Below are 14,523 nucleotides of genomic sequence, written 5' to 3' on the forward strand. Positions count from 1 at the left end.
AGGGTTGGGCAGTCATGACGTCATTCAAAATGACAAGAGATTTAAAGATAATTATGTAGAAAAACTACATAGATTAAAAAGTAAGCATTTCCGGAAGTTGGTGGCATATTAATGATCTAAAAAACGATTGTCAAATTTTGTACACAAATTATTTTTAAAAATAATTTTAAGATATTGAAATGTAAAGTTAATTTTTTTGGAATTTTGCCATTGTGTTAAAATGGTAAATAAAATAAGCTGTTTGTAAGTTAAAACACTGAAAATATGATCAGCAAGACGTATGAAATCCAACTTAATCACCCGTGCTGGACACGATAAATTGGTGGCAGAACTTAAGAATCTCTGGCATGAAGAGCGTCCTGAAATTACCAAAAAAGTGAACTGGGCCGCCAGTCTCGGCGACCGTTCTGAAAACGCAGACTACCAATATAACAAGCAAATTTTGCGTAAAATTGATCGACGGGTCAGGTATCTCGGCAAGCGCCTCGAAGAGCTGAAAATTATAGATTTTTCCCCGGAGCAAGAGGGCAAGGTCTATTTTGGTGCCTGGGTGGACATTGAAAATGAAGAAGGTGAACAAAAAACTTTACGTATTGTCGGTGTAGATGAAATTTATGATCATCATCCGCAGCATATTTCGATCAGTTCACCGATGGCACGCGCGTTATTAGGCAAGCAGGTCGATGATGAGGCCGAGGTATTGACCCCCTCCGGCAAGAAACTTTGGTTCATCAACTCAATTCGTTATGAAAAGCCAGAAAATTCAGCAGATTAATATAATTGATTTTATTTTGTGCAGTTGATGCAGTGAAAGCATAAAAATATTTGCCAAGCGTGATTTTTGTTTATATGATGTCGGCCATGGAAGCGTGGCAGAGCGGTTTAATGCACCGGTCTTGAAAACCGACGAGGGTGTGAGTCCTCCGTGAGTTCGAATCTCACCGCTTCCGCCAAATTTTAAAAATCCAGTCTATTTGACTGGGTTTTTTTATGTCTCAATATTTTTCAGTTGTTGATCCACTTGATAAGGCAGTTAATTCCTCTCATCATTCTCTGCTGAGTTAAATACAACTTAAGATCATTTCAATATTAAAAACTTTGATTGAAAATACCCAGGTTAGCTTTGATTTCGGGTGATTTTTAGCTGAATAAACCGCTTTTTATAGAAGTTTCGCTAAATTTTATTGCCAAAAATCTAATTTATTTATATGATGGCGGCCAAGGAAGCGTGGCAGAGCGGTTTAATGCACCGGTCTTGAAAACCGACGAGGGTGTGAGTCCTCCGTGAGTTCGAATCTCACCGCTTCCGCCAAATTTTAAAAACCCCAGTCGAAAGATTGGGGTTTTTCTTTTTAGGCTACAGATCTTGAATATTAAATTCTTCAGTCCTGAACTTAATTCATAAAATCTTGAAAAATGGACGTATCGGCCAAATATAGAGTCAGAGGCGTCAACGCGCTATCATACGCCCAAGCATCATATGGATCTCATTATGAAAATTGTCGCAGATGAAAATCTGGCATTTACCGATTATTTCTTTTCCGAATTTGGTGACATTCAACATTGTGCAGGGCGAACCTTAAGCGCAGATGATGTCAAAGATGCCGATAGCTTGCTGGTACGTTCAGTGACTCAGGTCAATGAAGTACTGCTACAGAATAGTTCGATCAAATTTGTGGGCAGTGCCACCATTGGTACAGATCATTTGGATATTGCTGCATTAGAACAACATGGGATTCAGTGGAGTAATGCAGCCGGCTGTAATGCGCAAGCAGTGGCTGAATATGTCATTACCGCATTATTGCAGGTACGTCCTGAATTACTCGATGCCAATACGACATTTACCCTGGGTATTGTCGGTTTGGGTAATGTCGGCACCCGGTTGGCCTACATGGCGAAGCTCTTGGGCTGGCGCGTGATCGGTTGCGATCCTTTTGTGCAAAGAGAGCAGGTTGATCAAGTCGAATTTCATGAACTGCTGCAGCAGGCGGACGCCGTTTCAATTCATGTCCCTTTAACCAAAACAGGCATATATCCAACCTATCATTTATTTAATGCTACTGCGTTGGCAAAAATGCAGCCTGACGCGATCCTGATTAACTCAGCGCGTGGGCCAGTGATTGAAGAAACTGCCTTAATTCAAGATATTAAAGCGACACAACGCCCCGTAATTTTGGATGTTTTTGAACACGAACCGCTGATTTCAGCAGAACTTCTGGATCTGGTGACTTTGGTGACTCCGCATATTGCCGGCTATAGCCTGGAAGGCAAGGCACGTGGTACCCAGATGATTTACGAAGCTTTTTGTCAAACTTTCGGTTTTGCAGCCAATAAACAGTTTGAATCCCAGCTGCCTATCTGTGAGCAGTTTTTTCAGGGGCAGGATTTAAAAATGGCATTGCAACAGCATTTATCCCAAATTTATGACATTGCTCGTGATGATGCCAATCTACGTGCCTGTCTCAAAGAAGGCAAAATCGATCAGCAGGCATTTGATCATTTACGTAAAACCTATCCGCTGCGTCGTGAGTGGGCAGCACATGGTGGGCCGAAGGCATGACGATGACGTATCAACCCACTTGTGACCTTCAAGCCATGCGTGCACGGGCGACCTTATATCGTCAAATCCGTCAATTTTTCGCTGAGCGGGATGTATTAGAGGTGGAAACACCGATTTTGTCTCAAGCCGGTGTGACCGATGTGCATTTAGCCTCGGTACAGGCACAGCGCCATGTGCTGGGTAAACTGAATACGCATTATTTGCAGACCTCACCCGAATTTGCTATGAAGCGCTTATTGGCCAGTGGTAGTGGACCCATTTACCAAATCTGTAAGGTCTTCCGCAATGATGAGCATGGACGCAAGCACAATAGCGAATTCACCATGCTGGAATGGTATCGCCCGGGATTTAGCTTAAAAGATCTGATGTTTGAAGTATCGGATTTGCTGAATGTGACTTTGAAAGCACGTTTTGGCGAAATCCGTCCGACCATTCTAAGCTATAAACATGCTTTCATGGATCGTCTGGATCTCAATCCACTTCAAGCCACTTTACAGGAACTGAAAGATTGCTGCCGCCGCGTTGGTCTTAATCTGGATCTGGGAAATGACCGTCTTGGCTATATCGACTTGTTATTTTCACATATGGTTGAACCTAGTCTGGGTTTTGATACTGCAGTATTCCTGACTGATTTCCCCCCTGAAATGGCATCACTGGCCAAAACCCGAACCGATGAAGATGGTGAACTGGTCGCCGCACGTTTTGAATTGTATATCGAAGGTTTAGAATTGGCCAATGCCTATGATGAGCTGATTGATGCCGACGTATTGCGTTCGCGCTTTGAGGCGGATAATGCAGAACGGGCCAAGCTGGGCTTGCATGTCATGCCGATCGATAAATATCTATTGGCAGCTTTACCGAATATGCCGGAATGTTCTGGAATTGCCCTTGGAATTGACCGTTTGTTGATGATTGCAACCAATCAAATGAAACTGGAGCAAGTGATTACTTTTCCGGCAGATATTTCCTGATGGTACTGATCCAATATTTCTTAATTCCTTTTGTGATAAAGAGAAATTAAGCTATTAAAAAAGCACCCGAGGGTGCTTTTTTATTATTCAATCGCTACGGTTTGTTGTGCTTTGAGTTCACCGAGTGCCTGAATCCGTCGTTCAATCAGCATTTCACCAATATCCGGACCCTGAATATCGGCAGGCAGGTCTTGTGCCTTGATGGCGCGTACGGTTTGCATGGCATCGAGGACATATTGTGCTTGTGGATAAGCACGATCTTCCAGACCTAGACGGCCACGTGAATCACATTCACACGCCTGGACGAAAGCTTCGACACGTTCAGGGCGACGTAACACATCCAGACGTTGCAATAATCGCCATAAGGTTCCCGGCTTAAGATTGAAGGCCTGATGGCATTTCAGATGCTCTTTGCACACCGCCAAAGCCAGCTGCTTGGTATACGTCGGCACTTTTAAACGGTCACACAGTTCATTCACTGGCTTGATGCCACGCTCTTCATGCATGATATGTCGCGGTAATTCTTCAACCGGCGTTAAAGCTTTTCCTAAGTCATGCACTAAAACGGCAAAACGTACATCCAGGCTATAATTTTGACGACATGCCTGCTGCAAGGACATCATCGTGTGAATGCCGCAGTCAATTTCCGGATGATATTCAGGTCGTTGCGGAATGCCATATAAGGCGTCAATCTCAGGGAAGAGTACCTTTAAAGCACCACACTCGCGTAATACTTCAAAATACACATCAGCATGACGTTCGGATAATGCACGGGAAGTTTCTTTCCAGACGCGTTCCGGTGTCAAGGCATTTAATTCACCCGATTCAGTCAAGCGTTGCATTAACGCCAAAGTTTCATCGGCAATCACAAAGCCTGCACTGGTATAACGGGCAGCAAAACGGGCAATGCGTAGCACGCGTAATGGATCTTCGACAAAAGCATCGGAAACATGACGTAGAATCCGCTTTTCCAGATCCTGTTGACCACCATAAGGATCATAAACCTGGCCGGCATCATCCATGGCCATGGCATTAATGGTCAGATCGCGACGAATCAGATCCTGCTCTAGCGTAACGCTGACATCGGTATGAAACTCAAAACCATGATAACCGGTGCCAGATTTACGTTCGGTACGCGCCAGTGCATATTCTTCTTTTGTTTGGGGATGTAGAAAAACAGGGAAATCTTTGCCTACGGGCTGATAGCCTAAGTCAAGCATTTGCGCGGGAGTTGCACCAACAACCACATAATCTTTTTCGTGATAGGGGTGTCCGAGCAAATGATCTCGAACTGCGCCGCCTACTAAATAAACTTGCATGAAAAAACCTCTATTCTTACAAGCATCATGCTACAGAATAGAGGTTTTCTCAAGTTAAGAAACGAGGCTGATGCGTCGTTATCTTGTCATTGGCTTAAAGTGCATCTTGTTCCGCTTGCTGGATTTCTGCAACAGTCAGTGCAGTCATGTTGATCACACGACGCGTAGTCGCAGTCGGCGTCAAAATGTGCACAGGTTTTGCAGCACCTAGAAGAATTGGACCAATCGTTACGTTGTTGCCTGAAGTTGCTTTTAACAGGTTAAACGAGATATTGGCTGCATCCAGATTTGGCATGATCAGCAAGTTTGCAGAGCCTTTGAAACGTGAATTCGGGAATGCAAACTGACGAATGTTTTCATCCAGAGCAGCATCACCGTGCATTTCACCTTCAACTTCCAGCTCGGGCGCGATTTCAGACAAGATGTCATATACCTTACGCATTTTTTGCGCGCTGGCATCATGCTGGTCTGAACCGAAGCTTGAGTGAGAAAGCAGGGCAATACGTGGCGTCATACCAAAACGGCGAACTTCTTCAGCAGCTAGAATCGTCATTTCAGCTAGCTGCTCAGCCGTTGGATTGGTGTTGACATAGGTATCGGCAATGAACAGGTTACGGTCTTCAAGCATCAAGGCATTCAGGGTAAAGAAGGTATTATGACCATCTTTCTTGCCAATGATGTTGCTGACGAAGTCCAGGTGAATGTCATAGCTTGAATACGTACCACACAGCATACCATCTGCCATGCCATGTTTCACAAGCATCGCTGCGATCAGGGTAGAGCGGCGACGTGCTTCACGCTGTGCGTATTCAGGCGTTACACCCTTGCGCTGCATGATGTTGTAGTAATCATCTGCAAACATTTCATAGTTGGGGTTCTTTTCCTGATCAACAATCGTGATATTCACGCCATCTTCAAGACGTAGACCCAATTTTTTGATGTTGGCTTCAATTACCGCTGGGCGACCCACCAGAATTGGAATTGCCAAACCATCATCTACCGCAATTTGAACTGCGCGAAGTACACGCAGGTCTTCACCTTCCGCATAAGCAATACGTTTAGGATCAGATTTGGCTTGTTCGAAAATCGGTTTCATCATGAATGCAGAGTTGTAGACAAACTCAGACAAACGTTGACGATAATGCGAGAAATCCGTGATTGGACGTGTTGCCACGCCAGAATCCATGGCTGCTTGTGCAACAGCAGGTGCGATTTCTAGAATCAAACGTTGATCCAGTGGTCCCGGAATCAGGTATTCACGGCCAAATGATGCAGATTTTTCACCATAAGTCGCCGCATCAGCTTCAACGTGTGCCATACGCGCGATCGCGTGGACACAGGCAATTTTCATTTCTTCGTTAATGGTGGTTGCACCAACGTCCAGTGCACCACGGAAGATGTACGGGAAGCACAGTGCGTTATTCACCTGGTTCGGATAGTCAGAACGGCCAGTTGCCATGATCACGTCATCACGTACTTCATGCGCATGTTCAGGCAGAATTTCTGGATCCGGGTTTGCCAAGGCAAAGATGATCGGATCTTCAGCCATGACCTTGACCATTTCTTTGGTCAAAATGCCCGCAGCAGAAAGACCGAGGAACATGTCTGCACCCGCAATCACGTCACCGAGCTGAGTGGCTTCGATGTCTTGTACATAGGCTTTCTTGGATTCATCCAGGCCTTCACGATGCGTAGTCAGCAGACCGCGTGAATCGGCAACGATGATATTCTCTTTTTTAGCACCCAGAGCACAAAGCAGATTCAAACAAGACAGTGCAGCAGCACCCGCGCCTGAAGCCACGATCTTGATATCTTCAATTTTTTTGCCGTTGATTTGTAACGCATTGAGGAGCGCAGAACCGACAATGATCGAAGTACCGTGCTGATCATCATGGAATACCGGAATATTCATGCGTTCACGCAGTTTTTGCTCGATATAGAAACACTCTGGCGCCTTGATATCTTCAAGGTTAATCCCGCCGAAAGTCGGTTCTAATGCAGCGACAATATCCACAATCTTGTCTGGATCATTTTCAGCAATTTCGATATCGAATACATCAACGCCAGCGAATTTTTTGAATAATACGCCTTTACCTTCCATCACTGGTTTAGAAGCCAAAGGACCAATATTACCCAGGCCAAGCACGGCAGTACCGTTGGTCACGACAGCAACCAGGTTGCCACGAGCCGTATACAATGCAGCAGTTGAAGGATCGCGTTCAATCTCAAGACATGGTGCAGCTACGCCAGGCGAGTAAGCAAGGGCCAAGTCACGTTGGTTGACCAATTGTTTGCTTGGTGTAACGCTGATTTTCCCCGGGGTAGGAAACTCGTGATAGTAAAGGGCCTGTTGCTTTAAAGATTGTTCGTCCATCAGTCTCTCGATCGTTGTAAAGATTACCCGGTCAGCGGGCAAAGAATTTATTTATGTTCCTGAATATACCATTTGTTAGCCAGTTCGGACAGACAAAGACGGCCGTTTTTCCAACAAACTTATTGTGGTGGGGTATGGACTTAGACTTGGGATATATAAGTCTGATGCGTCTTGTCTCGCACTAAATAAGCGGTTGCATCCTGCTCAGGAAGCGGTTTGGAAAATAAGTAACCTTGGGCAATATCACAGTCTAAATCACGTAGATATTCTAGCTGCTCTTCAGTCTCGATGCCTTCCGCGACCACGGTCATGCCCATGGCTTTACCCATGGCCACCATAGCACTGACAATGGCTGCCTGTTTGTTTTCCCCAATCTTGCAAACAAAACTGCGATCAATTTTTAGAGTATCAATCGGAAAATCAGCAAGATAGGAGAGAGAGGAATAACCTGTACCAAAATCATCCAGAGCAATATGAATATGTCGCTGTTTAATCTCATTCAACAGATTTTTGACCGCTTCCGAATTTTCGATTAAAGAAGATTCAGTAATTTCCAGTTCCAGGCTGGCGCCAGAAATATGGTTATCTGCAATGGCTTGGTCCAAATCATCGAGCAATTGACCACGGCGCAATTGCTGTGCCACGATATTGACTGATACACAAATATGATTAAAGCCCAGATCATTCCATTGGCGAATCTGTTTAGCGGCCTGCTGGATCACTAGACGGCCAATGTCTGAAATCAGGCTGGTCTGTTCAGCTAAAGGGATAAACAGCCCTGGCACAATAATGCCTTTTTCTGGATGATTCCAGCGAATCAGCGCTTCAAAGCCATAAATGCTTTGATCGCTGAAATTTATTTTTGGCTGATAATACACAACCAGTTCATTATTCTGGATCGCTTTACGCAAATCCCGTTCCAGAAAAACCCCTTTGTTCTGTAACGCATTATTGTCACTGGAATAAAAGTGAATAGTATTACCGCCAAGATTTTTGGCTTCGTTCAATGCCTGTTCTGCGCAGTTATTTAAATAATCCAGCTGACGGCCATGATCCGGATAAAATGCCACACCCATGGATAGGGTAATCACATGATCCTGACCGTAAATATTAAACGGTCTGCTAAAGGCCTGAGCAATGCGTTCACAATGGTGCTGAACTGAAGGGCGAATATGCGAAATTTCATAGAGAATCGCAAAATCATCTCCATTTAGATGTGCCACAAATAGCGCTTCTGCATTGGTCATCCGCAGCCGCTGCGCCACCTGGCGTAAAAGTTCATCACCGCCGTTATTGGACAGGTATTCATTTAATGGCCGGAAACGGTCGATGTTAAGCCGAATCACAGCCATCTCTTTAATCGAGTCTTTTTGCGAAACTAGATATTGATGCAGCTGATAATTATAATAAAAGCGGTTCGGTAAGTCAGTCAGCGTGTCATAATTTTCCAGATAGGACAGGCGCTGTTCCTGTAATTTACGTTCAGTCAGATCTGATACGATACCAATATAATGAGTAATCCTGCCTTCATCATCAGTCACGGCATTAATATGCAGCCATAAGGTCGACTCTTTACCAGACAGAAATTTTGCATAAACCTCTCCATCATAAGAACCAATCTTTTGAATCTGTTTGACAATATTGGCCTGAAAAGTACGTTGCTGGGATTTATTTTGCACTGCAATATCAAATAAGGATTTACCGATAATCTCGTCACGCTCAAAACCGCTCAAGTATTCGTAGTGAGGATTGACATCGATATAATCTAATTCAGGATTCAGAATGAAAATCCCTTCCGCAGCCTGTTCCAGTACACTGGCCACCAGCTTTAAACGTTCTTGAGACAGACGTTCCTGCTGGATATCACGACGGATGCCCACCATACGCAAGGGTTTTTTATTTTTAGGATCACGACTGATCACCCGGCCAATATCATGTACCCAACTCCAGCCACCTTCACTGAGCTTGATCCGGTAAGTGGCATCATAGCGTTCAATCTGGCCACGCAGATGCTGCTTCATATTGCGCTTAAAATAGGCCAGATCTTCAGGGTGAATCAGATACTGTAATTGCAGATGATGATCTTTGGAATCGCGCAGAATCTTTTCGTCTTTATGATTGGTTAAGGTGATGCTGCGCTCTTGAATATTCCAGTCCCATGGCCGAATACCGGCAATTTCATGTGCAAGTTTTAGATTCTGCTGCTGATTCTTCAGATCATGATTGATCTGTTCAATATCATAGGTACGTTCCCGTACTTTTTGCTCCAGCAATTGGTTACTGAGCTGTAATTGCTGTTCAATATCTTTGGATTTATTGACTTCAGTTTTGAGTTGCTGGCACAGTTCATCAGTCCAATGCACTTGCTGTTCTGCATTTTTCACCAAAATATCATTTTCCGCATACAGACGTGAGGTGCGGCTGTGAATTCGATAACTACTTGTCGCGCACAGCAGAATCACTATGAGCGCAAAGTTTAAGGCCAGACCAAAAAAGGGATTGGAATGACCGACATGGTCAAGCTGCGACAGTAAAAAAGGGAATAAGGACGGCAAAAAGACCAGACAAAAATAGCTCAGTTTCTGGGTCAGGTAGGTCAGGCCAAATGCTTGGCTTACAATCAGCAACAAGGCAGACAAGGTCAGTGCTTCAATATCTTCAAATACAGGATTGGCCTGCGGCAAATAGTAATAAATTGTATAAATACCGGCCGCGATACAGCTTCCGACTGCAAGGCTCTGCATCTGTAACCAGCGGTGCGCGCTTTTCTGATTATATTGTTCGGGTTTGAAATACAGCGTATTCACCAGCCAGCACATGCTGACCAGAAGTTCTGTCAGAATAAACCAGGTATTAAAATACGTATTAGAAGGACTATATTGAATGTGATAAATACAAAAAATATAGAGGCAAATCACCATGATACTGAGCAAAAAATAGCGACTATGGCGAAGCGTATTCGCAATTTGAGCATCATGCAAATGCTGCTGAATATAGTCGTCCTGATTATCAACCATGTGATTCAATGCCTGTATTCATCCTAAACGGTTTTCGTCCTTGTGCATTGTTGTTATAAAAACCCCAGGAAATGTGTGAAATCAATTAATAAGTATTTGTTATTCTTTAGTCGAGATTAGATGTCTTAAAAATAAAAATCAACAAAATTAAAGACAAATTTTTACCCATCCGATGAACTAAAGCACATAATTCAAAATTGACAGGGCAACAACAGGAGCAGTTTCGGTACGTAGTACACGCTCGCCGATACACCAGTTGAGAAAACCTTTCTGGTTTGCGGCACTAATTTCTGCCTCACTCAAGCCACCTTCGGGGCCAATCAGCAGGGCAAGATCTAAAGTCGCATCTGCCAGTACATCTGTTTCATCTTTATTGGGTGCTAAAACCAGTTTGGTGTTCGGAAGTTCAGTATCCAGCCATTTTTCAAGTGACATGGGCGCTAAAATTTCAGGCACAATGTTTAGACCACATTGTTCACAAGCCGCAATAGCAATGCCTTGCCAGTGATCCAGCTTTTTCTGGTCGCGATCATACTTTAAACGCATTTCACAACGATCCGAAGTCAGCAGCTGAATTTCGGAAACGCCCAGTTCGACTGCTTTCTGAATCGCATAATCCATACGGTCGCCTTTACTCATCACCTGACCGAGCAAAGCCTGGAACTTTGGTGTGCGATTGGCAGGATTAAATGCATTGACCGAGACGGTGGCTGATTTTTTAGCAACCTCGGTTAAAGTCACGTCATATTCGCCACCCTGTCCATTGAACAGGGTCGCGCTTTCACCGACTTGCGCGCGTAAAACCTTTACCCAATGATGAAATACAGTTTCCGTAAGCTCAAGGCTGACATCAACAGTTAAATCAGCATCTATATAAAAACGTGGCATTGATCGTTCTACTCAAAAAATCGGTGAAATAAAGGGCTTAAGCTAAACCAAGATCGGTGACTAGCTGACGGGTCGGGTCAGTAGTATTCATGGTGTAAAAATGCAAACTTGGTGCACCACCTGCAAGCAGACGCTCACAGAATTTAACTACAACTTCATGGCCAAAGGCTTTAATGCTGGCAGTATCGTCACCATAAGTTGCCAGTTGCTTACGAATCCAGCGTGGAATCTCAGCGCCAGTACCATCAGCAAAGCGAATCAGATTGCTGGCATTGGTAATTGGCATGATGCCTGGCGCAACTGGAATATCGATTCCTGCTTTCTGGATACGATCTACAAAATAGAAATAAGCATCTGGATTGAAGAAGAACTGAGTTAAAGCAGCATTGGCACCTGTATTGACTTTATCAACAAAGTGCTGAATGTCTTTGTCAAAGCTTTCAGCCTGAGGATGCATTTCCGGATAAGCTGCGACTTCAATCTTAAAATGATCGCCTGAATGTTCGCGGATAAAGCGAACCAGATCAGCTGCATAAGGTAATTCGCCCAAACCCACTTGGCCTGAAGGCAAGTCACCACGCAGGGCAACAATACGGTCAATGCCTTGAGATTTGTACAGATCTAGAAGTTCAGCAATACGCGCTTTGTCATCGCCAATACAAGACAGGTGAGGGGCAACAGGTGCACCTTTGCCATTAAAGTCATTGATAGTAGACAGGGTGCGTTCACGAGTGGAACCACCAGCACCATAGGTCACAGAGAAGAATTCTGGATTTAAGAGTTGTAACTCTTGATGTACAACCTTGAGTTTTTCCGCACCTACATCAGTTTTGGTCGGGAAAAATTCAAATGAAATTGGAATCTGTTTAGACATGTTCAAATCCTTTTTATAAATACTTGTAATTTTGGATTGCCCTCATCCTAACCTTCTCCCAAAGGGAGAAGGGACTTCCATTACGATAGTTAAAGTCTTTAAAACTTACCCTCTAACTATTTTCACAATAGAAGTTTCCCTCTCCTTTTAGGAGAGGGCTAGGGAGAGGTAAAAACAAAAATTAGTATTTATAAGCATCAGACTTGAATGGACCTTCAACTTGAACACCCAAGTAATCCGCTTGTTCTTGAGTCAGTTGAGTCAAGACACCACCGAAACCAGCAACCATCGCAGCAGCAACTTCTTCATCTAATTTCTTAGGAAGAAGTTCTACACGAATTTGTGCAGCTTTTTCAGATTCTGGAAGATCAGCAAATTTCTCAGCGAATAAATGCATTTGACCCAATACCTGGTTGGCAAATGAACCATCCATAATACGTGATGGGTGACCAGTCGCATTACCAAGGTTCACCAAACGGCCTTCAGAAAGAAGGATCAGGTAATCATTTTCATTTTCTGAACGATACACCTGGTGTACTTGAGGTTTAACTTCAACCCACTTGTAGCCACGTAGGTAAGCTGTATCAATTTCAGTATCAAAGTGACCGATGTTACAAACAACTGCGCCAGCTTTTAATGAATCAAGCATTGCAGCGTCACATACGTGGTAGTTACCTGTTGTAGTTACGATAAGGTCAGTGTTTTGAAGAAGGTCAACATTGATGTCTTCTTTCTTGCCAGTTTGCACGCCATTTTTGTATGGAGATACAACTTCGTAACCGTCCATGCATGCTTGCATTGCGCAGATTGGATCAACTTCAGTTACGCGTACAATCATGCCTTCTTGACGAAGGGATTGCGCAGAACCTTTACCTACGTCACCATAACCGATCACAAGTGCACGACGGCCAGATAAAAGCATATCTGTACCACGTTTGATTGCATCGTTCAGTGAGTGACGGCAACCGTATTTGTTGTCGTTTTTAGACTTGGTTACTGAATCGTTTACGTTGATTGCAGGAACTTTTAAAGTGCCATCACGAAGCATTTCATACAGACGTTGAACACCTGTCGTTGTTTCTTCAGTTACACCGTGAATTTTTTCAATCACTTCTGGGTATTTTTCGTGAACAAGTAGCGTTAAATCACCGCCATCGTCCAGAATCATGTTGGCATCCCAAGGCGTGCCATTTACATTGATTTGTTGTTCAAGACACCACATGTATTCTTCTTCAGTTTCACCTTTCCAGGCAAACACAGGAATGCCTGCAGCAGCGATAGCAGCAGCAGCATGGTCTTGAGTTGAGAAGATGTTACATGAAGTCCAGCGAACTTCTGCGCCTAATTCAACCAGTGTTTCAATAAGAACAGCTGTTTGAATGGTCATGTGGATACAGCCGAGAATTTTCGCGCCTGCAAGTGGTTTTGCTGCTGAATAGCGTTTACGCAGACCCATTAGGGCTGGCATTTCAGCTTCAGCAAGTTTGATTTCTTTACGGCCGTAATCAGCAAGTGAAATATCAGCAACTTTGTAATCTGTAAATGAAGCAGTAACCGCGTTCATCAGGATCTCCTAGGAAAAAATAGATTGGATCGTTCTGTTCGCGGATGCCGTTGTTGATCAGAACGAATGTCTGACCGATGGTCGAGCCTAGCGATTTTACATTTAGTGCCTGTAAAACGTCGCAGCATCCCTCGACTAGCGCAGTATTGTACTTGGAAATTGATTTTGTTCCAATCCTAAATTGATTAATATCTGACTAATAAGAAAATTTTGAGAATAAACTATGACTGATGGTTTTGAGTATGCAATCAAAGACTGGGCTGAAATTAAGGATAATTATGAGAATGGCAATTTAATTATTGGTAATGGGGCGAGTGTTGCTTTGCATCAAAAATTTCGTTTTGATTCTTTAAAAGAAGAGGCTGAAAAATTAAGACTTTTTAATGATGATATATCTAAACTTTTTATTGAGTTTGATACATCTGATTTTGAATTAATTTTACGATTGGTTTGGCATGCGAAGTTAATAAATAAGCATTTGGGAATAGTTGATCAAAAACTTGATTCAGCTTACGAAAATATAAAACAAGCTCTTATTAAAGTGGTGAAGGAAGTTCATTGTGAACATTCTGATATCGCGGATCAATTACCTCAGCTATATCAATTTACAAAACAATTTAGAACAGTAGTCTCCCTTAATTACGATTTAATCCTGTATTGGATTTTAATGTATGGAAATAGAAATGAAGATGGGCATAGATTTAAAGATTGTTTTCAAGGTAGCGGGTTATTTAGAAATAATTGGCAAGATTTGAGAAATCCTATTCGTAAGGAAAAAGAAGTAACTTTGAGTCTTTATCAACATGGTAATTTATCTATTTTCAGAGATTGAACCGTACCGGGTTTATCGGAGACTTTTTTATTTAAGTTAGGCCACCTGACCTAACGGATTAATCTTATCATAGTACATTGCTTCAAACTCAAAAGGCGATACATAACCCAGTGCACTGTGTACA

Annotated in this window: 10 protein-coding genes and 2 tRNA genes; 6 read left to right on the top strand and 6 right to left on the bottom strand. The window is 43.3% G+C overall.

What is annotated here, in order from left to right; translation table 11 throughout:
• Positions 1 to 280 precede the first annotated feature (280 nt).
• The 5 genes from greB to epmA all read left to right on the top strand — a co-directional run bounded on the left by greB (position 281) and on the right by epmA (position 3,531).
• The gene (gene greB, locus AC1P5O_RS10440; protein ID WP_004645740.1) at positions 281 to 775 is read left to right on the top strand and encodes a transcription elongation factor GreB; all 495 of its coding nucleotides are present in this window, start codon (positions 281 to 283) and stop codon (positions 773 to 775) included.
• Between the two features lie 88 nt (positions 776 to 863).
• Positions 864 to 953, top strand: a tRNA-Ser gene (locus AC1P5O_RS10445).
• A 269-nt stretch (positions 954 to 1,222) separates the two neighbouring features.
• Positions 1,223 to 1,312, top strand: a tRNA-Ser gene (locus AC1P5O_RS10450).
• A gap of 180 nt (positions 1,313 to 1,492) precedes the next feature.
• Complete coding sequence (locus AC1P5O_RS10455) at positions 1,493 to 2,560, top strand: 4-phosphoerythronate dehydrogenase (RefSeq protein ID WP_004645739.1); 1,068 nt, start codon at positions 1,493 to 1,495, stop codon at positions 2,558 to 2,560.
• The gene (gene epmA, locus AC1P5O_RS10460) at positions 2,557 to 3,531 is read left to right on the top strand and encodes an EF-P lysine aminoacylase EpmA (RefSeq protein WP_253174541.1); all 975 of its coding nucleotides are present in this window, start codon (positions 2,557 to 2,559) and stop codon (positions 3,529 to 3,531) included. Before AC1P5O_RS10455 ends, epmA begins: the two co-directional genes overlap by 4 nt.
• An 83-nt stretch (positions 3,532 to 3,614) precedes the next feature.
• Here the strand turns inward: epmA and AC1P5O_RS10465 are convergent, their stop codons facing one another.
• From AC1P5O_RS10465 to ahcY, 6 genes are all read right to left on the bottom strand, one after another.
• Positions 3,615 to 4,850 carry a multifunctional CCA addition/repair protein gene (locus AC1P5O_RS10465; RefSeq protein WP_224215613.1) on the bottom strand — a complete coding sequence of 412 codons (1,236 nt, stop codon included), beginning with the start codon at positions 4,848 to 4,850 and terminating at the stop codon, positions 3,615 to 3,617.
• Between the two features lie 94 nt (positions 4,851 to 4,944).
• Positions 4,945 to 7,224: an NADP-dependent malic enzyme gene (locus AC1P5O_RS10470; RefSeq protein ID WP_004280528.1), complete on the bottom strand. Its 2,280-nt coding sequence runs from the start codon at positions 7,222 to 7,224 to the stop codon at positions 4,945 to 4,947.
• Between the two features lie 140 nt (positions 7,225 to 7,364).
• Positions 7,365 to 10,241: a putative bifunctional diguanylate cyclase/phosphodiesterase gene (locus AC1P5O_RS10475; RefSeq protein ID WP_222112232.1), complete on the bottom strand. Its 2,877-nt coding sequence runs from the start codon at positions 10,239 to 10,241 to the stop codon at positions 7,365 to 7,367.
• A 177-nt stretch (positions 10,242 to 10,418) separates the two neighbouring features.
• Positions 10,419 to 11,129: a 16S rRNA (uracil(1498)-N(3))-methyltransferase gene (locus tag AC1P5O_RS10480; RefSeq protein ID WP_005265841.1), complete on the bottom strand. Its 711-nt coding sequence runs from the start codon at positions 11,127 to 11,129 to the stop codon at positions 10,419 to 10,421.
• A gap of 37 nt (positions 11,130 to 11,166) precedes the next feature.
• Positions 11,167 to 12,003, bottom strand: coding sequence for a methylenetetrahydrofolate reductase [NAD(P)H] (gene metF / locus AC1P5O_RS10485; RefSeq protein WP_085064772.1), 837 nt, complete (start codon positions 12,001 to 12,003; stop codon positions 11,167 to 11,169).
• A 181-nt stretch (positions 12,004 to 12,184) separates the two neighbouring features.
• Positions 12,185 to 13,567: an adenosylhomocysteinase gene (ahcY, locus tag AC1P5O_RS10490; protein WP_005103920.1), complete on the bottom strand. Its 1,383-nt coding sequence runs from the start codon at positions 13,565 to 13,567 to the stop codon at positions 12,185 to 12,187.
• Positions 13,568 to 13,790: 223 nt separating this feature from the next.
• Here ahcY and AC1P5O_RS10495 point away from each other — a divergent pair, with 223 nt between their 5' ends.
• Entirely contained in the window at positions 13,791 to 14,399 is a 609-nt protein-coding gene (locus AC1P5O_RS10495) for a DUF4917 family protein (RefSeq protein ID WP_348942187.1), read from the top strand.
• Positions 14,400 to 14,523 lie beyond the last annotated feature (124 nt).

The sequence above is a fragment of the Prolinoborus fasciculus genome (assembly GCF_056724605.1).

Bases quoted from the DNA above. Each gene is read 5' to 3' on its own strand.
- AC1P5O_RS10495 (WP_348942187.1), top strand. From the start codon at position 13,791: ATGACTGATGGTTTTGAGTATGCAATCAAAGACTGGGCTGAAATTAAG.
- ahcY (WP_005103920.1), bottom strand. From the start codon at position 13,567: ATGAACGCGGTTACTGCTTCATTTACAGATTACAAAGTTGCTGATATT.
- AC1P5O_RS10465 (WP_224215613.1), bottom strand. From the start codon at position 4,850: ATGCAAGTTTATTTAGTAGGCGGCGCAGTTCGAGATCATTTGCTCGGA.
- metF (WP_085064772.1), bottom strand. From the start codon at position 12,003: ATGTCTAAACAGATTCCAATTTCATTTGAATTTTTCCCGACCAAAACT.
- AC1P5O_RS10455 (WP_004645739.1), top strand. From the start codon at position 1,493: ATGAAAATTGTCGCAGATGAAAATCTGGCATTTACCGATTATTTCTTT.
- epmA (WP_253174541.1), top strand. From the start codon at position 2,557: ATGACGATGACGTATCAACCCACTTGTGACCTTCAAGCCATGCGTGCA.
- AC1P5O_RS10470 (WP_004280528.1), bottom strand. From the start codon at position 7,224: ATGGACGAACAATCTTTAAAGCAACAGGCCCTTTACTATCACGAGTTT.
- AC1P5O_RS10480 (WP_005265841.1), bottom strand. From the start codon at position 11,129: ATGCCACGTTTTTATATAGATGCTGATTTAACTGTTGATGTCAGCCTT.
- AC1P5O_RS10475 (WP_222112232.1), bottom strand. From the start codon at position 10,241: ATGGTTGATAATCAGGACGACTATATTCAGCAGCATTTGCATGATGCT.
- greB (WP_004645740.1), top strand. From the start codon at position 281: ATGAAATCCAACTTAATCACCCGTGCTGGACACGATAAATTGGTGGCA.